Below are 21,181 nucleotides of genomic sequence, written 5' to 3' on the forward strand. Positions count from 1 at the left end.
AAATTATCTAATTATCTAATTGACAAATTATCTAATTATGAGTAAGGAAGTAAAATCAGTAGAATACGGATTAGAGAAAATATTTGAAGGAGCTCAAGATTTCCTTCCATTATTAGGAACAGATTATGTAGAATTCTACGTTGGAAACGCAAAACAATCTGCACATTATTATAAAACAGCTTTCGGGTATCAGTCACTGGCTTACGCCGGATTAGAAACTGGAGTTAAAGACAGAGCATCTTACGTTTTGAAACAAGACAAAATCAGAATTGTTTTGACAACGCCTTTAACGCAGGATTCGCCAATTCATGCACATCTTCAAAAACATGGAGATGGCGTAAAAGTTGCGGCACTTTGGGTTGAAGATGCTACAAAATCTTACGAAGAAACGATGAAACGTGGCGCACGTTCTTTCATGGAGCCAACTGTTGAAGAAGATGAATTCGGCCAAGTGATTCGTTCAGGAATTTATACTTACGGAGAAACCGTTCACATTTTCGTAGAAAGAAAAAACTATAATGGTGTTTTCTTACCAGGTTATAAAGAATGGAAATCAGACTACAATCCAGAACCAACGGGATTAAAATATATTGATCACATGGTTGGAAATGTGGGTTGGAACGAAATGAATACTTGGGTAAAATTCTACGAAGATGTTATGGGATTTGTGAATTTCTTATCTTTTGACGACAAACAAATTACTACAGAATATTCAGCTTTGATGAGTAAAGTAATGTCGAATGGAAACGGAAGAATAAAATTCCCAATCAACGAACCGGCTGAAGGAAAGAAAAAATCACAAATCGAAGAATATTTAGATTTCTACGGTGGACCTGGAATTCAGCATATTGCCATTGCGACAGATGATATTATTAAAACAGTATCTCAGCTAAGAGCACGTGGTGTTGAATTTTTATCTGCTCCTCCTCATACTTATTATCAAGCAATTCCAGAAAGATTGGGTGTTCATATGGATATGATGAAAGAAGATTTAAATGAAATTGAAAAGTTAGCAATCATGGTCGATGCCGATGAAGATGGGTACTTATTACAGATTTTTACGAAGCCAGTTCAGGACAGACCGACGCTTTTCTTCGAAATTATTCAAAGAATGGGTGCAAAAGGATTCGGTGCAGGTAACTTTAAAGCTCTTTTTGAGTCAATCGAAAGAGAGCAAGAATTGAGAGGAACGCTATAAAATGTTAATTTTCATATAGAAAACAGTAGAATTCTCCAAAAAACGATGCTTTTTTTGCAAATGTTATGTTAAACTTGACTTTTGCTATTTGATTTTTGAACTTTCTATCTATCTTTGCACTCGCAAATCAGGAAGGGGTGGTTTCCTTCCGAATTGATATAAATTTCATAATTTATAGTTTTTTGGTTAGTTAATAGCATAAAAACTCAGTCATCCTTGACTGAGTTTTTTTGTTTTAGGACATTTGGAATAGAATTTGCATTTGTCTATCTTTATAATGAAATGTAAAGAATGTACTATGAAAAAGATCATCCTCGCTATATTTGCACTAACAATCCTTTCATTCGCGCCTCAAAAAGAAGATGCTTTCGATACTGGAGAATATTTTAAATTTAGAATACATTACGGAATTGTAAATGCCGGATATGCTACTCTTGAAATTAAAGACGCTACAATAAACAACAAAAAGGTATTTCACTCTGTTGGAAAAGGCTACACTACTGGAATGTCTAAATTTTTCTTTAAAGTAGAAGATTTGTATGAAAGCTATTTTGATAAAGAAACAGGAAAACCATATCGCTACGTTAGAAAAATTGACGAAGGCGGTTATACCAAAAATCAAGAAGGTTTTTTCAATCAAAATGAAAATAGGGTTTTAGTAAAAGATTACAAACGCAAATCAGAAAAAACGATTATTGTATCAGAAGACGTACAAGATATTGTGTCTGCATTTTACTTTTTGAGAAACCACCCAAACATCGATAAACTTAAAGCTGGTGAAGCCATTACAATCGATATGTTTTTTGATGATGAAATCACAAAATTTAAGTTAAAATATGTAGGTCGTCAAGATATTACGACTAAATTTGGAACCGTTTCTACGATGGTTTTTAAACCATTAGTACAGACAGGCAGAGTATTTAAAGAAAAAGAGAGCTTAACACTCTGGATAACAGATGATGTAAACAAAGTTCCTATTAGAATAAAAGCAGATTTGGCTGTAGGATCTCTTAAAGCTGATCTCGACGAATATAAAGGATTGCAAAGTCCACTTAAAGTAAAAAAATAATGAACCCTACAGATAATTCTGAAGCAATTTTAAAAGAACTTGATCTTAAATTTCAAGGCATAAATCAAAAAACTGATGTTCAATTAGAAGGATTGCTTTGGGGTAAACCCATCACATATTGGGATTATATTCAAACTGACGCACTTTTGAACCTGCAAATTCAGCGCACCACACTTCCTGATGAGATGGTTTTTATTATGTATCATCAGGTAAATGAATTGATCTTTAAAATGATTCTGTGGGAAATTGATCAGATTGCCGAAACAGAAAACATTCAGGTTGGCTTTTTCAGCGAAAGATTATCAAGAATTACAAGATATTTTGACATGCTTACCAACTCTTTCAGCATAATGGAAAATGGTATGGAAGTAGATCAATACATGAAATTTAGAAACACGCTTACTCCGGCAAGTGGTTTTCAGAGCGCACAATATAGAATGATCGAATTTGCTTCGACAGATGTTATCAATTTAACAGACCGCAGATACAAAGCAAACTTTGACGAAAATACCGATTTAGAAACAAGCTTTGAACATCTTTATTGGCAAGCTGCCGGAAAAGATTATCAAACTGGCAAAAAATCATATTTGCTTAATGAGTTTGAAAAAAAATACAAAGAGCAGTTTTTAAGACAAATGTCTTCGTTTAAAATAAAAAACCTTTGGCAAAAATTCATCCAGTTACCGATTGAAGATCAACAAAATGCAGAGCTAATCGATGCCATGCGCCATTACGACAAAACAGTAAATATTATTTGGGTAATGCAGCACCTTAATACCGCAAGAAAATACATTTTAGAAAGCGGAAAAGGCAATGGTGAAGCGACAGGAGGAAGCGATTGGCAAAAATATATGCACCCAAAATACCAAAGACGCATCTTTTTTCCTAAATTGTGGACCGAAGAAGAATTGTCCAATTGGGGAAATGAAAACGAAGTTTAATTTCTCTACAAAAATTTTAAAGTTTGAAAAAAGCAGTCGTAATTTTAATTGTCTTGTTTTCTATTTTTTCATGTAAAAAAGCAGAAGAAAAAGTAGAAACCAAAATTACTAAACCAGCAACCAAAAAAATAGAATTCGGTTTTAATTACGCAGACTTTAATGTTGTTAATGATACTATTTCAAAAGGAGATTCTTTTGGCTCAATTCTTCAAAGTCAAAACATTGGAGACAAAAAAGTACACGATATTGTTGAGCAGGTAAAAGATTCTTTCAATGTAAGAAGCATGCGCTACAACAAACCTTTTACTTTACTTCGCTCTAAAAACAAAACAAATAATCTTCAGGTTTTCATTTATCAGCCAGATGCTTTAAGCTATTATGTTATTGACTTTAGAGATAGCATCGCAAAAGCATACAAAAAAATAAAACCTGTTACTTTTAAAAGAAAGATGATTGGCGGCGTTCTGAAAAGTTCATTGTCTGAAACTTTAGGAAACGAAAGTGTTGAAACAGCTTTGGCAAGCCGAATTACAAAAGTATTTTCTTGGTCTATTGACTTCTTCAAAATAAAAAAAGGAGATCGTTACGGATTAATTTTTACCGAACGTTTCATTAACGGAAAAACTTATGACGGTGTTGAAGATCTTGAAGCCGCATTTTTTGAATATAAAGGAAAAATCATTTATGCTTTCCCTTTTGAAAGAGATACTACTTCTGGAAAGATTGAATATTACGACAGCGAAGGAAAAACACTGAAAAACTTCTTCTTAAAAACTCCAATCAAATTCAGCCGAATCACTTCACGATTCACAATGAACAGATTTCACCCGGTACAGCACACCTGGAAAGCACACAAAGGAACCGACTATGCAGCTCCAACCGGAACTCCGATTTCGACAACGGCTTCAGGAGTTGTGGAAGCAACTGGATACACAGCAGGAAACGGAAACTTTGTAAAAGTAAAACACAACGGAACCTACTCTACTCAATATTTACACATGTCTAAAATTTTGGTTCGCCGCGGACAACGCGTAACGCAAGGTCAGACAATTGGTTTGGTTGGAAGCACAGGTCTGGCTTCTGGACCTCACGTTTGTTACCGTTTCTGGAAAAACGGAGTACAAGTTGATGCGCTTCGATTGAATCTTCCAACTGGAGAATCTTTAACTGGAAATGACAGAACACGTTTCATGAGCCAGATTGAACCTTTAAAAAGAGAATTGGATAGTATTGGAAATCTGTAAATAATCTATTTTTGAAAATCATTCTGAATTGAAATCATGAAAAATGAACGTCTTAAAACCATTTACCATGAAACTTTTTCTGGTTTAAAATTATTTTACAGAGACACGAATCTTCCTGAAAGTTTAATTTTAAATTATAAAATCGGACAAATCATTCAAGAAAAAGGTTTTACTGATATGACTTCGATTGCCGGAGGACTTTCGGGCAATTGCAGATATTTGATCGCTAGCGCACATGCAAAAGATTTGTCTAAATTCAATCCTGCTTCTGCAAAAAACGGACATTTCCTTTTAGATTCAATCGCTTATTTCAAAGTATTGGACATCCAAAAAATTGAAGACAAAACACAAATTTTTCTTTTGAATATTCCAGACAATTCAATTTCGCTTTTCAAAAATTCATCTTCAAACTTAGAAGAAGAAATTATAGAAAAAGCTCAAAAACGCTTTCGCGAAAAAATCGATGCCACAATAATTCCAGAATTACAAACCGAAGAATGGAAAGAAAGAACAAAACTTCCTCTTGGAATGGACGAAAGCGGAAAATTGTTTTTTGATGATTCTAAAATTAAAACCGAATCGCCAAAAAGAATCGATGTTGATGTAACGAAGAAAATCATCGAAATCAATAAAAAGCCTTGGTGGAAATTTTGGTAATTTCAAAGATATCAATCATAACTTATATATAATTAGTGACTTATTTTTATTTCATAAAATGATCAACATTAAAATAATAGCCAGTTTAATAATTTTATTTTTCTTACAAACCTCATTTGGACAAACAATAAAAGACTGTTCAATATGTAAAACTCAATTAATAAAGAAAGAACAGGTTAAAAATCTAAATATAGATAACGTTAGGCTTTTAACTAATGAAATTTTTGCTAGAAACGGTTATTCATTTGAAAACTCAAGATTTCAAGAATACTTTGGAAGTAAATCTTGGTACAAATCAGCTGGCGACAATAAAAAAGTAGTTTTAAATGATATCGAAAAGAAGAATGTCTCCTTTTTAAAAGACGTTACTAAAACTCTAGTAGACGAAAAAAAAGAACTTATTGTTCAGCTTAAAAATTTAAAGGAGCTAGTTAACCAAGATAAGATTAGCGAATTAAAAAAAACCTATAATTTCAGCTACGAACAAAGAGACAATACTGATGAAAAAAAATTACTAAAAGAGGTTTTTAATAAAATAAACCTCAATGACATCAACTATTACAAAAGCAAAGGAATGTTTAAAACCGTTGAAGACAATGGTTTTGTTCAAATTGCATACTCTGTTTATATTGAAAATGACGAAATTAGAATCTCATATAATTTCATGACTCATTCTCAAATAATTGACGATTTTGACGAATATACCGATTATCATTCTGAAAATGAATACATGTATGAATGGCAATTTAAGTTTACGCAAAACAAACTCAAATTTATAAGACTGGCAGTTGCAGGATAACTTCGCGGAAACGAAATACGACATAAAACGTTTTCGTAACTAATTGTTATATAATCGCAAACCATTCCCCTTTTAAAAGTTATTTCAGTATTTTTGTGTTTCATAGAACAAACTCAATTATAGATAAAATGGCTTTAAACACAACAAACCCAACTGGGACTGAAGCGTGGAAAAATCTACAAAACCACTATAACGCAATTCACGAAACCACAATACAAGAATTGTTTCAACAAGATAGTGCACGTGCTGAAAAATTCAATTTGCAATGGAATGATTTTCTAGTAGATTACTCAAAAAATAATATCAATCAAGAAACTGTTTCTCTTTTATTAGAATTAGTAAGCTCGATCGGACTGAAAGATGCAATTGCGCAATATTTTGGAGGAGAATTAATCAATCAGACAGAAAATCGTGCTGTTTTGCATACTGCATTACGTGCTCCAGAATCAGCTGTTATTAATGTTGATGGAGAAAATGTAATTCCAGAAGTATTCGAAGTAAAAAACAAAATCAAAAATTTTACAGAAGAAGTAATCTCTGGACAAAGAAAAGGATACACAGGAAAAGCTTTTACTGATATCGTAAATATTGGAATTGGCGGTTCTGACCTTGGCCCAGTTATGGCCGTTGAAGCTTTGCAGTTTTACAAAAACCTTTTAAATACACATTTCGTTTCTAATGTTGATGGTGATCACGTAAATGAAGTTATCAAAAAACTAAATCCTGAAACAACACTTTTCGTGATTGTTTCTAAAACTTTTACTACTCAGGAAACACTTTCTAATTCAGAGACTATCAAAGAATGGTTTTTGAAATCGGCTTCTCAAGAAGATATTGCAAAACACTTTGTAGCAGTTTCCACAAACATTCAGAAAGTAACCGAGTTCGGAATTAACCCAAACAACGTTTTCCCTATGTGGGATTGGGTTGGCGGAAGATTTTCTTTATGGAGTGCAGTTGGTCTAAGCATTGCTTTAGCTGTTGGATTTGAAAACTATAACCAATTATTGGTTGGAGCAAACGAAATGGATGAGCATTTTAAATCAGCAGAATTTGACGAAAACATTCCAGTTATTTTAGCTTTATTAAGCGTTTGGTACAATAATTTTTATGGCGCAGAAAGCGAAGCTTTAATTCCATACACACAATATTTACACAAACTTGCTCCTTATTTACAGCAAGCTTTTATGGAAAGTAATGGAAAAAGTGTTGGTCGCGACGGAAAACCTGTTAACTATCAAACTGGAACAATCATTTGGGGAGAGCCAGGAACAAACTCGCAACATGCTTTCTTCCAATTAATTCACCAAGGGACAAAAAGAATTCCGACAGATTTCATCGGATTTGTAAAACCGCTTTATGGCAACGAAGATCATCACGACAAATTAATGTCCAATTTTTTTGCGCAGACAGAAGCTTTAATGAATGGAAAAACAGAAGCACAAGTTCAGGCAGAATTTGACAAGCAAGGACTTGCGGCTGACAAAGCATCTTACTTAAGATCTTTTAAAGTTTTTACAGGAAACAAACCAACAAATACCATTTTGATTCAAAAACTTACACCAAAAAGTTTAGGATCTTTAATAGCATTATACGAACATAAAATTTTCGTTCAAGGTGTTATTTGGAACATTTTCAGTTTTGACCAATGGGGAGTTGAATTAGGTAAGCAATTAGCAAATTCTATCTTGGATGAAATCAATTCTAAGACTGTTAAAGATCACGATAGTTCGACTTCATTTTTGTTAAATCATTTCTTAAAAAATAAATAGAAACATTTACTTAAATATTCTTTAACTTTTAAAACGTCCTAATTATCAGTAAAATTAGGACGTTTTTTACGTAAAATACCGACAAAAAACAGAAATCAACGTTCAATTGCACGACACAACTTACAACCTTGTTCAAATAATTACGTTTTTAACAAAAAAGCCTTGTATAAATTCAACAAACCAATATTTTTTCTAACAAAAAGAGAAAAATTCGTTTTAATGCGTAGCACAAAAAGCAAAACTTATTTTTCTTAACATTTTGATAACACTATCTGAGTTATTTGTTATAATTTTGCCAAAAACAATAAACTCAATAACAAAATGAAGAAAATGAAAAATTGGTTACTGACCGGACTATTCTTTATGATAGTTTCAACCGTATTTTCTCAAGGAAAAGTTACTGGTAAAATTACCGACGGAACAGGTGGTTTACCAGGAGCAAATGTGGTGATCAAAGGATCTACTACAGCAACTTCAACAGATTTTGATGGTAAATTTACTCTTACATCAACATCAAGCACAGGTGAGATTGTTATCTCTTTCTTAGGTTTTGACAGCCAAACTGTGAAATTTAATGTAGCAAATGGTGCAACTACAAACTTAGGAACTATCACTTTAGCTTCTAACTCTAACGAATTAACTGAGATTGTAGTTAAAAGTAGCACTGTAGATATTGCAAAAGACAGAAAAACTCCTGTTGCTGTATCAACAATTAAAGCTTCTGAAATTCAGGCAAAACTTGGAAACCAAGAACTTCCTGAATTGCTAAAAAGCACTCCATCTGTTTATGTAACTAAATCTGGTGGTGGATTTGGAGATTCAAGAATTACAGTTCGTGGATTTAGCCAAAACAACGTTGCGGTAATGGTTAACGGTATGCCGGTTAACGACATGGAAAACGGTTCTGTTTACTGGAGTAACTGGGCTGGTTTATCTGATGTTACTTCTGCTATTCAAATACAAAGAGGTTTAGGATCTTCAAAATTAGCTATCGCTTCTGTTGGGGGTACAATGAACTACGTAACTAAAGCTTCTGATTTAAAACAAGGTGGAACAGTTGGTACTTCTTTCGGTAACGACAACTTCTTTAAATCTAACGTTGCTTACAACACAGGAAAATTAGACAACGGACTTTCTGCTTCTGTTTTATTCAGCCACACTCAAGGTGATGGATATGTTGATGGAACTCAATTTAACGGAGACAACTACTATGTAGCTCTTGGTTATTCTTCAAAAAATAACAAACACGATTTCCAATTTACAGTTACTGGTGCTCCACAATGGCACGATCAAAGAAATACTTTCATCACAATAGCACAGTACCAAAAATATGGTTCAGTATCTGATCCAAACATTAAATATAACTCTGACTGGGGTTACAAAGATGGTCAAGCTTTCAATATGACAAGAAACTACTACCATAAGCCAGTTGTTTCATTAAACTACGATTTCCAAATCAATGAAACTTCTAAATTATCTACTGTAGGTTACGTTTCTTTCGGACGTGGAGGAGGATCTAGAGGAGCAGGTGGTGCTGGAAACAACAACTACGCTAGTGATGTATTTAGAACTGCAGATGGTTTAGTTGACTACGATAAAATCGTTCGTTGGAATACAGGTAACGAAGTTATCAGATTTAACAACACAGACAATACTCGTGCAACAAATGGTGCAAGCGGACAATTCCAAAACAGCTCTAACACAGGAAGAACTGGATCTGGAACAGCAACGTCTCCATACGTTTTCAATAATACTTCAGGTATTTCTCAGATTTCATCTATTAACTCTCACAACTGGTACGGAGCAATTGTTAACTTCAACAAAAAATTCACAGAAAATTTAACTTGGGATCTTGGAGTTGACGTAAGAGGATACAAAGGTCTTCACTACCAAAACGTAAACAACAGATTAGGAGCAGATGCTTACATTGACAATTTTGATGTTAACAATCCTAATAGAGTTTTATACAGCACAAATTCTACATACGCTCCTTGGAATGTATTTAAAGACACTGACAAAGAAGAAAAAATCAACTTCAACAATGATGGTGATGTTAGATGGTACGGTGGATTTACTCAATTAGAGTATTCTAATGACAAATTTACTGCATTCGTTCAAGGTGCTCTTTCTCAACAAGGATTCAAAAGAGTTGATTATTTCAAATATGCTGCTGGAACTCCATTGGCAAGTACAGATTACGAAAACATCTTAGGTGGAAACGTAAAAGGCGGTGTTAACTACAACATCAACGAGCACCATAATGTTTTTGTTAACTCAGGATACTACTCAAAACAACCATTCTTTAATGCAGTTTACCCAAACAATGCATCTCTTGTAAATGGTAACTTAACAAACGAAAAAATCTTCGGTATCGAAGCTGGTTACGGTTTACGTACAAGAATGTTCTCTGCAAACGTAAACTTATACCGTACTTCTTGGAAAGACAGATACCAAAGACAAAATGACGGAGCTGCTGATAACACTGGAGGTTACTATGACTTCGCTGGAATTACAGAAATTCACTCAGGTATCGAGATTGATGGTACTGCAAAAGTAATTGACAAACTTACTATTACAGGTATGTTATCTATTGGAGATTGGCAGTATGAAGGCACAAGTACAAGTAACCGTTTTGACTCTGGAAACAACCCTATTGGAGGAGGAACTCCTACTACATTATACCTTGACGGTGTAAGAGTTGGAGATGCTGCTCAAACAACTGCTGCTTTAGGAGCAACTTACGAAATTTTGCCTCGTTTTACTGTTGATGCAAACTACAACTACAATGATAAATTGTATGCTCAGATTTCTCCAGGAAACTTTACAAAAGAAGATAACAGAGGAGCATTACAATTACCATCTTACGGTACTGCTGATGCTGGTTTATCTTACAAATGGTTAGTTGGTAGAACTAAAAACAACTCTGTAGGTTTCAGATTAAACGTAAACAACGTTTTTGATTATACTTACATTGCTGAAGCAAAAACAAATATTTTTGCTGCTGATGTTCCTACTGTTTCAACATACAAAGGTATTGCTACTACAAACCAAGTATACTTTGGTTTCGGTAGAACTTGGAACTTCGCATTACGTTACGATTTCTAAGAATTTAGAATCTAAATAAATAATAAAACGGCATTGACTTTTAAGTTTAATGCCGTTTTTTTATAGCCTTTTTTGTTATATTTGTTTTAAACAAAAAACACAGTTTATGTATAATTTTCTACAAAAATTTCACTCTGGCTGGGCGTACTTAGCATTACTTCTTTTAGTTATTGCTGTTGTTAATGCTATCATCGGAGTAACTTCAAAAAAAGAATTTACTGGTAAAGATCGTAAAATCGCTTTATTTGCTTTAATCGGTACTCACACTCAATTATTGATTGGTTTAATCTTATATTTTGTTTCTCCGCTTGGAAAAGCAGCTTTTGGACAAATGTCAAATGCAGCACTTAGATTAACTTCACTAGAACACCCTTTAATTAACCTTATTGCCATCGTTTTAATAACTATTGGATGGTCTAAACATAAAAAATTAATCAATAGCGAAGCTAAATTCAAAACGTTTGCTATATTTTACGGATTAGGATTATTGCTTATTTTAAGTAGAATTCCTTGGAACCTTTGGTTCTAAATAACACCAATTAAAGCCCTCCTACAGGGCTTTTTTCATCTCGGCATATTATTTGTACAAACTCCCCCCAAGTCTGAAAAGAAATAACCCATGAGAAATAAAAAAAATATTTTATTCGCCACAATCGCTTTAACCCTAATTAGCGGCTTTACCTATGCTATAAGCCAAACCAAACCTACAACAGAACCTAAAATCATTCAAGATACTGTTAAAAATGTAAAACCAGCTATTATCCCATTACCGGATTCTGTTTTTATAGACAAAGGTTTAAAACTTAGACCATACAAGAAAAACGCTCACGCTTCTTATTATTCAGATAAATTTAACGGAAAAAGAACCGCTAACGGAAGCAGATTTAACAACAGCAAATATACTGCGGCTCACAAAAAACTTCCTTTTGGAACTAGAGTAAAAGTAACAAACGAAGCCAATGGCAAATTCGTTATAGTAAAAATTACTGACCGCGGCCCTTTTGTAAAAACCCGCGAAATCGATTTGTCTAAAAGAGCTTTTATGGACATTACAAAACATAAAGGTGCCGGAGCAATGAAGGTTACCATCGAAACCATAATCGAATAAAAAAATCCCGCTTTAAAAGCGGGATTTTTTTTAAACAAACTTTTTTAGAATCATTATCATTCCTGAATGAACACCTTCATGGTAATTATTAAAATCTAATGCGCTTTCAATATCTTTTAAGACATAACCTCCTCCTAAAGTTGTTTTATATTCTCTGTAATTCACAAACTTATTCTCTTTATAATTTTTAACAGTTTGATCTAAAGTAGTCAACAATAATTCTTTAATTTCATCAACTTCCTTTTGTGAAACAGGATTTTCAGGCTTAGTTCCTTGCCTATACTTCAAAATAAATTCGTCAGAAACAGTGGAAGGAAGTCCAGACAATTTATATACTACGCTTTGCTGAACAGCAATACAATGCGCAACATTCCAAATAATATTATTATTAAAACCTAATGGAACTTTATTTAATTGTTCCAAAGAATGACTATCTAATACATCAACTAAAATTTGTCTAATAGTGTATTGTATTTCAAAAATTGAATTCATATTTCTTAATTAAAATCAACTACAAAAGTAAGATTTTATTTATAAAATTAAACCAATTTTCTTAATGTCATTATAATTCCTGTATGAATTCCTTCGTGATAGTTATTAAAGTTTAAAGCATCGTGTACATTTCGAAGAGTGAATCCCATACTTGTTGTGTATTCATTATAATCAACAAAAAGTCCGCTTTCAAAATCGTTCTGGGTCTTTTCGAAGGTTGATAAAAGAAAAGTTCTAATTTCATCTACTTCGTCTTGAGAGACATCTCCTTCTGGCTTAGTCCCTTTTCTATATTTAGCTATAAAATCTTCAGAAACCATAGTTGGAAGTCCTGATAATTTATAAACCAAAGTTTGCTGTGCTGCTACGCAATGCCCAATATTCCAGATAATATTATTATTAAAACCTTGTGGAATCTTGTTTAATTGTTCTAATGAATGATTGTCTAAAATTTGTAAAAGAATTTCTCTAATTGTTTTCTGTGTTTCAAAAACTGAACTCATAACTGTATTTTTTTTCTAAAATTAGTCATTTTTAAGTTTCAAATGGATTTTCTTTGCATTCTAACAAATCCATAAAATAATGAACAAAATATACTACTTAGCATCATGCGATACTTGTCGCAAAATCATTAAAAGTCTACCAGAAAACGATCTTGTTTTTCAAGACATCAGGCAAGATCCGATTACGGAAGAACAATTGGAAGAAATGTATAAACTTTCTGGAAGCTACGAAGCATTATTCAGCAAGAAAGCTCAATTGTACAAATCAATGGGTTTAAAAGACAAATCTTTGACCGAAGCCGATTTTAAAAAATACATTTTAGAACATTATACTTTCTTAAGCCGTCCCGTTTTTATTATTGACGGAAAAATTTACATCGGCAACAGCCAAAAAAATGTAGCTGAAGTTATAAATGCTTTAACGTAAGAATTAACGCAGATTTTGATCTACAAAACTGATTCACAATTTACAACACAAGGCATCAAACTTTTAATTATCTTTGCGCCTTTATACTCAATTATATGATACAATCTATGACAGGGTTTGGCAAAGCTTCTTTGCAATTGCCTACAAAGAAAATTACCGTTGAAGTAAAATCCCTAAACAGTAAAGGTTTAGATTTGAACGTAAGAATGCCTTCGCTTTACCGCGAAATGGAACTTGGATTACGAACTCAGATTTCGACTAAATTAGAAAGAGGAAAAATTGATTTTGCAATCTATGTAGAAAGCACAGCCGAACAAACTTCAACAAAAGTAAACGTACCTGTTGTAAAAAATTATATTGCACAGTTAAAAGAGGTAAATCCTGATGCAGATGAAACTGAATTAATGAAAATGGCGGTTCGTATGCCAGATACATTAAAAACAGAACGTGAAGAAATTGACGAAAATGACTGGGAGCAAATTCAGGTTATTATTAACGAAGCACTTCAAAATATTTTGAATTTCCGTAAAGATGAAGGTCTTTCTCTTGAAAAAGAATTTAACCTGAGAATTGGAAATATCCGCCAATATATGAACGATACTTTGGCACTTGATCCAGAACGAGTACAAGCTATTAAAGACCGTTTGCAAACTGCTATTTCAGAATTGCAGGTAAATGTAGATGAAAATCGTTTTGAGCAAGAACTAATCTATTATTTAGAAAAATTAGATATCACGGAAGAAAAAGTACGTTTAGGAAACCATTTGGATTATTTCTTGGAAACTTTAAATGGAAATGAAGCTAACGGACGAAAACTTGGTTTTATCACTCAAGAAATGGGACGCGAAATCAATACAATGGGTTCTAAATCGAATCATGCGCAAATGCAGAAATTGGTCGTAATGATGAAGGATGAATTGGAGAAGATTAAGGAACAAGTATTAAACGTTCTGTAAATACTACACAAATTTAAAGCTTAGAGCATATTGCTTGAAGCCTAAAGCATACACAATGAACAAAGGAAAATTAATTGTTTTTTCGGCACCGTCTGGATCGGGGAAAACAACTATCGTAAAACATTTATTAGGCCAGGAAGATTTAAATCTTGAATTTTCGATTTCGGCAGCATCGCGCGCGCCACGTGGTGAAGAAGTTCACGGAAAGGATTACTATTTCATTTCGTTAGAAGAATTCAAAAAGCACATTAAAGCAGAAGATTTCTTGGAATGGGAAGAAGTTTACCGCGATAACTTCTACGGAACTTTAAAATCGGAGATTGAAAGAATCTGGGCTTTAGGAAAAAATGTCATTTTTGACATTGACGTAGTTGGCGGTCTTCGTATCAAACATAAATTTCCAGAAGAAACTTTAGCTGTTTTCGTGAAACCACCAAGTGTTGACGAATTAAAACGACGATTAAAACAACGTTCTACAGAAAGCGAAGACAAAATCAATATGCGTATCGCAAAAGCTTCTGTAGAATTAGCAACAGCGCCTCAGTTCGATGTGATTATTAAAAACTATGATTTAGAGGTTGCTCTTGAAGAAGCACATCAATTAGTGAAAGATTTCATTAGTAAATAATTTTTATTCCACAGAGATACACGAAGAAAAAACGCAAAGATTCGCGAAGTTGAAATAAAACTTTGCGAATCTTTGTGCTATCTTAGCGACTCTCTGCGAAACTATACAAAATGAAAATAGGTCTTTATTTCGGAACTTACAACCCTATACACGTTGGTCATTTAATCATTGCCAATCACATGGCAGAATATGCCGATTTAGATCAGATTTGGATGGTTGTTACGCCTCACAATCCGTTAAAGAAAAAATCAACTTTATTAGACGATCAGCAGCGCTTGCAAATGGTTTTTCTGGCAACAGAAGATTATGCGAAGATAAAACCGTCTGATATCGAGTTTAAATTACCTCAGCCGAGCTATACGGTTATTACGCTCGCTCATTTGCAAGAGAAATATCCAACTCATGAATTTTCTTTGATTATGGGAGAAGACAATCTGAAAACGCTTCATAAATGGAAAAACTATGAGGTAATTCTCGAGAATCATGATATTTATGTTTATCCTCGCATTTCTGACGAACCCGAAAATGTCGAATTAAAATCGCATCCAAAAATTCATGTTATCGATGCGCCGATTGTAGAAATCTCTTCGACTTTTATTCGAAATAATATTAAAGAAGGGAAAAATATTCAGCCACTACTTCCTCCGAAGGTTTGGGAGTATATCGATCATAATAATTTTTATAAGAAGTAAAATTTTTGAATTGCCTCCAGTTTTAACTGAAGGTTTTTTTTATTTTCAATGCTAAAATGGCTTTAGCCAAAATTGCCATAGTTTGGCTAAAGCCGATGTAGAATCATACTTTTACCTCCAGTTAAAACTGGAGGCAATTCATAACCATAGCAACAAAAAAAACTTTTGCCATAGTTTGAAATTTTGACAAAGATTTAAAAAACAATCATAAAAAAGCCTGAATTTTAAATTCAGGCTTTTTGCTATAATTAAGCTTCAACGTTTACTTCGCTTTTTACTCTTGTTCTGATTTCACTTAGCGATTGATCAATTAAAAGTTTTCCGTCTCTGAAAACCTCTTTCAATTCGCCTTGTTTTTCTTCTTCCCAAGAAACATTATCAGTTAAATGGTATTTCCCGTCGATTAAATCGATTTTCATTAATCCTTTAGCCGATTTTTTAGTTCCGTCATCTGTAATCGGATCTTTGAAGATTGCTCTTCCTTCGCCATTCACTTCTCCGTAAGTTGCTTTCATCGCAAATCCGAAAGTATCTCTGGTGTTGTATTGATAAGTGAAAGACCCAATTCCTAAAACAACATTTGTAGAAGCAAATCCTTTTTCTTTTAATCTTTCGCAGATTTGAGTTCCACGCGCTACTGTAATACTATCTCCATAAATCGCTCCGATTTGCGGAACCAATTCTTTAAATCCTTTAGCATTTGTAGTTCCGCCGAAAACATCCCAAAGCAATTCTATAACTCCTTTTTTCTCTTGTTCTGTTTTTCCGTTTGGATTTCCGCAGATGATATCTACTGGATCACCGCTATCAGGACGAATTACAACTTTACCTTCTCTTGAAACAATTTCTTCTTTTAATCTTGGAAGATAATCCGTTAGAACTTTCCATAAATCCCAAGTATCAGAAACGATAGAAACAATACCTTTTGGATAAACTTCTGTAATCAATCTTTTGAAAGTTTCGTACTCGCCTTCTGTCGTTCCCATACACATAACAGAATGTTCTGTCGCTGCCACTGAACCTGCAACAAGTTCTTGATCTGAATTAGCATTGTAATATTCTTCTAAGAAATCAATTGCTGGAATTGTATCAGACCCTGTAAAACTCAACAAGTGCCCTGCCGCAGAAGTTAAAGCTGCTTCGATTCCGCCCATTCCTCTCATTGAGAAATCATGTGCTTGCCAATCTACAAATTCAGGAACAGAAGAAGTTTCTCCTGCATATTTGTCTAATACTTTTCTGTATTCTTTTGCAATTGTTGCAGAGTTACAAGGCAACCAGATTACTGCAGAAAGTAAGGTTTCGAAATAATTTGTCAACCAGAAAAACTCTGGAATCGTGTTATACATTGTAAACATTGGCACTCTCAACGGAACGCTTGCTCCTTCTGGCAAAGCTTTAAAAACCATCGGAATATATCCTAAATCATGTAAATCTTCAATATGTTTAATTCCAACAAGGTTTTCGCCTAAATAATTGTTGATTCTGCGAGAATATTTTTTAATTACTTCTTCTTTTGGCTTTTTGAAAAAATCCTCTTCAAAATCGTGAATGATATATTTTTTAATGAAATACTGCAGTCCGAAAAAGATTACTTCATCAATTGTTTCAATTCTTGATTTTCTTGGTGTCCAGTTAGAATATACAATTGTCGTTCCTTCTGGGTATTGTCTTCTGTGGTCAACTTTGTAACCGTCAGTTAATAGTAATGGGTTCATATATAAGTTATTTATATTTTATTTGATAAGCGTTCTGCTAAATCTTTTATATCATTTGTTCTTGCTAAATTTTCAATCCATTTTTGCGGAATATCATCAAGTCCGTAATAAATTCCTGCCAATCCACCTGCGATTGCGCCTGTTGTATCTGTATCTCCACCTAAATTAACTGCTCGCAATACCGTTTCTTCATAAGAATCGGAATTCAGAAAACACCAAAGGCTTGCTTCCAAACTATGAAGTACATAACCAGAAGATTCAATTTCGCTTTCCACATACAAAATATCGTTTTTCAGAATTCTATCAAACAACTGAATTTCAGCAGGATTAAATTTTTTATCTTCCAAAAATTTTGAAAGAATACTTTTCATATCCTTATAAGCTTCGAATTTATCTTTATCTTTTAAGATTTCCAAACAATATACCACGTAAATAAAACAGGCAAATCCAGAACGAAAATGAGCGTGAGTTATCGACGAAACCGATTTGACTTTTTGGTAAATAACTTCAATATTTTTTTCTTTTTGAAGATAAAAAACCAGAGGCAAAATACGCATTAATGAACCATTTCCGTTATCCTCATCAAAAAAATTACCTGAAAACGCAGCAGATTCACCTTTTACGACACGAAGCAGCGAATGTTTTGTAGTTCCTCCTATGTCAAATACTTTATTATGAGCTCCCCAATAACCTTCCAGCATCCATTTTACGAAAGTCTGAGCCATATCTTCTATATCAAAACCTTTGCATAAACTCTCGGCTGTACAAAATGCAAGCGAACTATCATCGCTCCAAGTTCCTGGAGGCTGATTCCAGCACATAAAGCCCATCATGTCTGTAACAGGATTTTCTTTTAAATATTCCCTTCTTTTAAATTCAACAGGAACTCCCAAAGCGTCACCAACTGCGACACCAAATAAACCCGATTCTATTGTACTTTTCATTTTTTACTTATTTCTTCCTTTTTCATTTGGATAAAACGTCTGTACTACATCGCTTTGCCAAAATTCTTTCGTTTCTATATCGATACACGAAAGTTTTCCGTAAAAACCTGCTCCTGTATCAATATTCCAAACATTACAACCTTGCATTGGAATTTCTACATCATAATGAAGCGTTGGCGTATGTCCGATATAAATTTCATTATAAAGCAATAATCTTTTTGGGTATAAAAGCGAATCTTTTTTAATTCGCTTGTCCATTGTCATTGCCATTTCCCATAAAGTTCTGTCCCAAGAAAAATTGGTTTGGTAATGTTCTTTTTCTGGTCCGTGCATCGATGAAAATCCAGCGTGAATAAACAAATTGTTATTTTCATCGACGAAATAATCTTTCATGTTGCTAAAAAAATCAAGATGTTTCCGCTTTCGCGAAAGATCAAAATCCTGATAACTTTCTATAGTCGATTTTCCGCCGTGCAAAAACCAAATATCATTTATTACATCTTTTTCTAACCATTCTTGACACCAAACATCGTGATTTCCTCTTATAAAAATGCATTCTTGTTTTTGAGATAAATCAATAAGAAAATCAATTACCTGCGCCGATTCGCTCCAGCCATCAACATAATCTCCCAAGAAAATCAATCGGTCATTTTCAGATATAGTAACTCGATCCAGTAATTGAATCAAAGCTTTTAATCCTCCGTGAATATCTCCAAAAACTAGTGTTCTTTTCATCACTTAAATACCATCTTTGAGTTTATACATAATATCACTTCTTAAAACATATTTTATTCCCGAGATCAAAGCCGCACCTTCATGACGCTGGCTGTGTTCAAAAATAAGCGCTGTTCCCGTTTTGGGTGTAATAATTTCGCCCGAAGCAAATTTTGTTTCTCCGCCTTCATAGCTGTCATTCAAATAAATCATAAATGTATAATAGCTAAATTCAGATTCGTTGCGTTTGTAACTTCCGTCAATGTGCATTTTAAAACGTTGCGTCGGATTATATTTGTAAAATCGGAACATCTCGTTTAATCCGATTGCCGTACTGTTTTTTACTTCCGATTTAACATAAGGTTCCAATTTCTGCCATAATAAAGAAGCATATTCATCATCCTGATACATAATACGTTCATTATTGCGTACCATTTTCATCATCTTTTGAGCGCCGTCAACATTTACTCCCGCTTCTTCAAAGCCAATTTGCTCACTTCTTTCTACTAACTCCTTACACTCTTCAATTGTAAGAAAGTTATCGACTGTATAAATTTCCTTTTCTTCACTAATAATGTTTAACATGCTAATACATTTAGGATTACTAAAATTTGTTTTTTGAAAATCTTATGCTTTAAGAAGTATTTTATTAGGATGAGAATTCAATGTATTTCGAAGGAACCTCATCGGTCAACCACACATTATTTTCGGATAAATAAAATTTAAATCCGTCTCTGTGCATCGCTCCGCTTCTAACGGTTAAAATCTGTGGCACTCCTCTTCTACTTCCTACTTTTGTAGCAGTTTCTTTGTCTTTGCTTAAATGCACATGCTGGCGACTCATTTTTTTCAAACCTTCTTTACGAATGTTCTCCATAAATTTTCCAACCGTTCCGTGGTATAAATATTCCGAAGGTTCTGTTTCTGCCAGATTTAATTCAACCGAAATAGAATGTCCCTGACTTGCTCGGATTTTGGTTTTATCTTCATTATAAGCAAAACGCTTTTTATCGTTATTTTCTACAACGTAATCTAAAAGTTCCACATCTAGACGTTGTCCTTTTTTATTACATTTTATAATTAATTCTTCTACATCTGCCCATCCATTTTCGTCTAATTTTAATCCGATAGTTTCAGGCGAATGTCTAAGCACCAGACTTAAAAATTTGCTGACGCTTTTTGCTATTTTTTCATTCATTTTTTTTCTTTTTTACCAACGAAATGTTCCGATGGAACATCTCTGGATTTCTATAATTTATTTGTCTACCGACAATATATTCCTAACGGAATATCTACAAAACACTTTCATAAATCTGATAATTTTCATCATCAAAACAGACAAATAGTACTTTTTCTATTTCTGAAATTCTTTCAAAATTTTTTACAGTTTTTATCGCGATTTCAGCCGCTTTATCTTTCGGAAAATGATAAATTCCTGTACTGATATTTGGAAAAGCAATCGTTTTGATTCCGTTTTCCACAGCAAGATTCAAACTGTTCTTGTAGCAATCTGCCAGCAATTTTGATTTTTCTTCTTTGTCACCATTCCAAACTGGACCAACGGTGTGAATAACGTATTTAGAAGGCAGATTCCCTGCTGTTGTGATTACAGCTTCTCCAGTTTTACAGCCTCCTTGCTTATTTCGAATTTGAATGCATTCATCTAAAATTGCTTTTCCTCCTTTACGATGAATTGCTCCATCAACTCCACCGCCTCCAAGCAAAGAAGTATTCGCAGCATTGACTATTGCATCAACTTGAACTTCTGTTATATCTGCTTTTAATAATTCTAAAATCATTTTCTAAAACTATCTAATTTGTCATTAAGTTCTTTGTTCTCACTTTTCAAAGAATGGTCTGTAAAATGAACATTTATAATCTCAATTTCGTTGACTATATTAGAATTAAAATCAGACAAATCTTCTGAAGGAATCCAAAGTTCATTATGGTTTTTATCTCCAACATTTTGAATTTCGTATTTTTCCAAAAAATCTGTTTTCAATTCAAAAGCAGTTACAATTCCAATAAATCCTGAAAATTCATCAACAGTATTCCATTCAAAAGCAATTTGATCTGCATATTGCTGATTCGTTACTGGATAAAAAATAGGTTGCCATTCTAATCTTGGTGGAAAAGCATTGTATCCAGACGTTGCGATTAATTCCATTTCTTTTAATCCAACTGGGCGATATAATCTTGTTGTTTTCATAATCA

At 33.5% G+C, this 21,181-nt stretch carries 23 protein-coding genes; 14 read left to right on the forward strand and 9 right to left on the reverse strand.

The annotated features are described in order from the left end of the window. Window positions 1-37: 37 nt before the first annotated feature. The 10 genes from hppD to QLQ96_RS03735 all read left to right on the forward strand — a co-directional run bounded on the left by hppD (window position 38) and on the right by QLQ96_RS03735 (window position 11,893). Window positions 38-1,198 carry a 4-hydroxyphenylpyruvate dioxygenase gene (hppD, locus tag QLQ96_RS03690; protein WP_482494770.1) on the forward strand — a complete coding sequence of 387 codons (1,161 nt, stop codon included), beginning with the start codon at window positions 38-40 and terminating at the stop codon, window positions 1,196-1,198. A gap of 298 nt (window positions 1,199-1,496) precedes the next feature. Then, window positions 1,497-2,267 carry a DUF3108 domain-containing protein gene (locus tag QLQ96_RS03695; protein WP_482494772.1) on the forward strand — a complete coding sequence of 257 codons (771 nt, stop codon included), beginning with the start codon at window positions 1,497-1,499 and terminating at the stop codon, window positions 2,265-2,267. Beyond that, window positions 2,267-3,208: a tryptophan 2,3-dioxygenase family protein gene (locus QLQ96_RS03700; RefSeq protein ID WP_482494774.1), complete on the forward strand. Its 942-nt coding sequence runs from the start codon at window positions 2,267-2,269 to the stop codon at window positions 3,206-3,208. The genes QLQ96_RS03695 and QLQ96_RS03700 overlap by 1 nt, the downstream gene beginning before the upstream one ends. A 23-nt stretch (window positions 3,209-3,231) precedes the next feature. Beyond that, window positions 3,232-4,452 carry a peptidoglycan DD-metalloendopeptidase family protein gene (locus QLQ96_RS03705; RefSeq protein WP_482494776.1) on the forward strand — a complete coding sequence of 407 codons (1,221 nt, stop codon included), beginning with the start codon at window positions 3,232-3,234 and terminating at the stop codon, window positions 4,450-4,452. Window positions 4,453-4,488: 36 nt separating this feature from the next. Beyond that, window positions 4,489-5,109 (forward strand): hypothetical protein, encoded by a 621-nt coding sequence (locus QLQ96_RS03710; RefSeq protein ID WP_482494778.1) that lies wholly within the window; start codon window positions 4,489-4,491, stop codon window positions 5,107-5,109. Window positions 5,110-5,167: 58 nt separating this feature from the next. Beyond that, on the forward strand, window positions 5,168-5,908 hold the full coding sequence (locus tag QLQ96_RS03715) for a YARHG domain-containing protein (RefSeq protein WP_482494779.1): 741 nt from the start codon (window positions 5,168-5,170) through the stop codon (window positions 5,906-5,908). 128 nt (window positions 5,909-6,036) lie between these two features. Then, window positions 6,037-7,680, forward strand: coding sequence for a glucose-6-phosphate isomerase (pgi, locus tag QLQ96_RS03720; protein WP_482494781.1), 1,644 nt, complete (start codon window positions 6,037-6,039; stop codon window positions 7,678-7,680). A 321-nt stretch (window positions 7,681-8,001) separates the two neighbouring features. Then, window positions 8,002-10,785, forward strand: a complete 2,784-nt coding sequence (locus QLQ96_RS03725; protein WP_482494782.1) for a TonB-dependent receptor — start codon at window positions 8,002-8,004, stop codon at window positions 10,783-10,785. A gap of 106 nt (window positions 10,786-10,891) precedes the next feature. Beyond that, complete coding sequence (locus QLQ96_RS03730; RefSeq protein ID WP_482494784.1) at window positions 10,892-11,314, forward strand: hypothetical protein; 423 nt, start codon at window positions 10,892-10,894, stop codon at window positions 11,312-11,314. A gap of 90 nt (window positions 11,315-11,404) precedes the next feature. After that, complete coding sequence (locus tag QLQ96_RS03735) at window positions 11,405-11,893, forward strand: septal ring lytic transglycosylase RlpA family protein (protein ID WP_482494785.1); 489 nt, start codon at window positions 11,405-11,407, stop codon at window positions 11,891-11,893. A gap of 30 nt (window positions 11,894-11,923) precedes the next feature. Here the strand turns inward: QLQ96_RS03735 and QLQ96_RS03740 are convergent, their stop codons facing one another. Continuing rightward, window positions 11,924-12,385, reverse strand: coding sequence for a DinB family protein (locus tag QLQ96_RS03740; protein ID WP_482494786.1), 462 nt, complete (start codon window positions 12,383-12,385; stop codon window positions 11,924-11,926). 47 nt (window positions 12,386-12,432) lie between these two features. Next, complete coding sequence (locus QLQ96_RS03745; protein WP_482494788.1) at window positions 12,433-12,888, reverse strand: DinB family protein; 456 nt, start codon at window positions 12,886-12,888, stop codon at window positions 12,433-12,435. Window positions 12,889-12,967: 79 nt separating this feature from the next. Between QLQ96_RS03745 and QLQ96_RS03750 the strand changes: the two genes are divergently transcribed. From QLQ96_RS03750 to nadD, 4 genes are all read left to right on the forward strand, one after another. After that, window positions 12,968-13,315 (forward strand): arsenate reductase family protein, encoded by a 348-nt coding sequence (locus QLQ96_RS03750; RefSeq protein WP_482494790.1) that lies wholly within the window; start codon window positions 12,968-12,970, stop codon window positions 13,313-13,315. Window positions 13,316-13,410: 95 nt separating this feature from the next. Beyond that, the gene (locus QLQ96_RS03755) at window positions 13,411-14,271 is read left to right on the forward strand and encodes a YicC/YloC family endoribonuclease (protein ID WP_482494791.1); all 861 of its coding nucleotides are present in this window, start codon (window positions 13,411-13,413) and stop codon (window positions 14,269-14,271) included. 55 nt (window positions 14,272-14,326) lie between these two features. After that, window positions 14,327-14,899 (forward strand): guanylate kinase, encoded by a 573-nt coding sequence (gene gmk / locus QLQ96_RS03760; RefSeq protein WP_125718070.1) that lies wholly within the window; start codon window positions 14,327-14,329, stop codon window positions 14,897-14,899. A 110-nt stretch (window positions 14,900-15,009) separates the two neighbouring features. Beyond that, a complete protein-coding gene (gene nadD / locus QLQ96_RS03765) occupies window positions 15,010-15,591 on the forward strand; it encodes a nicotinate (nicotinamide) nucleotide adenylyltransferase (RefSeq protein ID WP_482494793.1) in 582 nt (193 codons plus the stop codon). Window positions 15,592-15,839: 248 nt separating this feature from the next. Here the strand turns inward: nadD and QLQ96_RS03770 are convergent, their stop codons facing one another. From QLQ96_RS03770 to QLQ96_RS03800, 7 genes are all read right to left on the reverse strand, one after another. Beyond that, entirely contained in the window at window positions 15,840-17,309 is a 1,470-nt protein-coding gene (locus QLQ96_RS03770; protein WP_482494795.1) for a nicotinate phosphoribosyltransferase, read from the reverse strand. Window positions 17,310-17,320: 11 nt separating this feature from the next. Then, on the reverse strand, window positions 17,321-18,253 hold the full coding sequence (locus tag QLQ96_RS03775; RefSeq protein WP_482494797.1) for an ADP-ribosylglycohydrolase family protein: 933 nt from the start codon (window positions 18,251-18,253) through the stop codon (window positions 17,321-17,323). A 3-nt stretch (window positions 18,254-18,256) separates the two neighbouring features. Next, window positions 18,257-18,988 (reverse strand): metallophosphoesterase family protein, encoded by a 732-nt coding sequence (locus QLQ96_RS03780; RefSeq protein ID WP_482494799.1) that lies wholly within the window; start codon window positions 18,986-18,988, stop codon window positions 18,257-18,259. A gap of 3 nt (window positions 18,989-18,991) precedes the next feature. Continuing rightward, window positions 18,992-19,552 (reverse strand): prolyl hydroxylase family protein, encoded by a 561-nt coding sequence (locus QLQ96_RS03785; RefSeq protein WP_482494801.1) that lies wholly within the window; start codon window positions 19,550-19,552, stop codon window positions 18,992-18,994. A 64-nt stretch (window positions 19,553-19,616) separates the two neighbouring features. After that, a complete protein-coding gene (locus tag QLQ96_RS03790; protein ID WP_482494803.1) occupies window positions 19,617-20,165 on the reverse strand; it encodes an RNA 2'-phosphotransferase in 549 nt (182 codons plus the stop codon). Between the two features lie 94 nt (window positions 20,166-20,259). Then, window positions 20,260-20,766, reverse strand: a complete 507-nt coding sequence (locus QLQ96_RS03795) for an O-acetyl-ADP-ribose deacetylase (RefSeq protein ID WP_482494805.1) — start codon at window positions 20,764-20,766, stop codon at window positions 20,260-20,262. Next, window positions 20,763-21,176: an ADP-ribosylation/crystallin J1 gene (locus tag QLQ96_RS03800; RefSeq protein WP_482494807.1), complete on the reverse strand. Its 414-nt coding sequence runs from the start codon at window positions 21,174-21,176 to the stop codon at window positions 20,763-20,765. Before QLQ96_RS03800 ends, QLQ96_RS03795 begins: the two co-directional genes overlap by 4 nt. Window positions 21,177-21,181 lie beyond the last annotated feature (5 nt).

The sequence above is a fragment of the Flavobacterium sp. B167r genome (assembly GCF_056824315.1).

Bases quoted from the DNA above. Each gene is read 5' to 3' on its own strand.
- hppD (WP_482494770.1), top strand. From the start codon at position 38: ATGAGTAAGGAAGTAAAATCAGTAGAATACGGATTAGAGAAAATATTT.
- QLQ96_RS03695 (WP_482494772.1), top strand. From the start codon at position 1,497: ATGAAAAAGATCATCCTCGCTATATTTGCACTAACAATCCTTTCATTC.
- QLQ96_RS03700 (WP_482494774.1), top strand. From the start codon at position 2,267: ATGAACCCTACAGATAATTCTGAAGCAATTTTAAAAGAACTTGATCTT.
- QLQ96_RS03710 (WP_482494778.1), top strand. From the start codon at position 4,489: ATGAAAAATGAACGTCTTAAAACCATTTACCATGAAACTTTTTCTGGT.
- QLQ96_RS03715 (WP_482494779.1), top strand. From the start codon at position 5,168: ATGATCAACATTAAAATAATAGCCAGTTTAATAATTTTATTTTTCTTA.
- pgi (WP_482494781.1), top strand. From the start codon at position 6,037: ATGGCTTTAAACACAACAAACCCAACTGGGACTGAAGCGTGGAAAAAT.
- QLQ96_RS03725 (WP_482494782.1), top strand. From the start codon at position 8,002: ATGAAGAAAATGAAAAATTGGTTACTGACCGGACTATTCTTTATGATA.
- QLQ96_RS03730 (WP_482494784.1), top strand. From the start codon at position 10,892: ATGTATAATTTTCTACAAAAATTTCACTCTGGCTGGGCGTACTTAGCA.
- QLQ96_RS03735 (WP_482494785.1), top strand. From the start codon at position 11,405: ATGAGAAATAAAAAAAATATTTTATTCGCCACAATCGCTTTAACCCTA.
- QLQ96_RS03740 (WP_482494786.1), bottom strand. From the start codon at position 12,385: ATGAATTCAATTTTTGAAATACAATACACTATTAGACAAATTTTAGTT.
- QLQ96_RS03745 (WP_482494788.1), bottom strand. From the start codon at position 12,888: ATGAGTTCAGTTTTTGAAACACAGAAAACAATTAGAGAAATTCTTTTA.
- QLQ96_RS03750 (WP_482494790.1), top strand. From the start codon at position 12,968: ATGAACAAAATATACTACTTAGCATCATGCGATACTTGTCGCAAAATC.
- QLQ96_RS03755 (WP_482494791.1), top strand. From the start codon at position 13,411: ATGATACAATCTATGACAGGGTTTGGCAAAGCTTCTTTGCAATTGCCT.
- gmk (WP_125718070.1), top strand. From the start codon at position 14,327: ATGAACAAAGGAAAATTAATTGTTTTTTCGGCACCGTCTGGATCGGGG.
- nadD (WP_482494793.1), top strand. From the start codon at position 15,010: ATGAAAATAGGTCTTTATTTCGGAACTTACAACCCTATACACGTTGGT.
- QLQ96_RS03770 (WP_482494795.1), bottom strand. From the start codon at position 17,309: ATGAACCCATTACTATTAACTGACGGTTACAAAGTTGACCACAGAAGA.
- QLQ96_RS03775 (WP_482494797.1), bottom strand. From the start codon at position 18,253: ATGAAAAGTACAATAGAATCGGGTTTATTTGGTGTCGCAGTTGGTGAC.
- QLQ96_RS03780 (WP_482494799.1), bottom strand. From the start codon at position 18,988: ATGAAAAGAACACTAGTTTTTGGAGATATTCACGGAGGATTAAAAGCT.
- QLQ96_RS03785 (WP_482494801.1), bottom strand. From the start codon at position 19,552: ATGTTAAACATTATTAGTGAAGAAAAGGAAATTTATACAGTCGATAAC.
- QLQ96_RS03790 (WP_482494803.1), bottom strand. From the start codon at position 20,165: ATGAATGAAAAAATAGCAAAAAGCGTCAGCAAATTTTTAAGTCTGGTG.
- QLQ96_RS03795 (WP_482494805.1), bottom strand. From the start codon at position 20,766: ATGATTTTAGAATTATTAAAAGCAGATATAACAGAAGTTCAAGTTGAT.
- QLQ96_RS03800 (WP_482494807.1), bottom strand. From the start codon at position 21,176: ATGAAAACAACAAGATTATATCGCCCAGTTGGATTAAAAGAAATGGAA.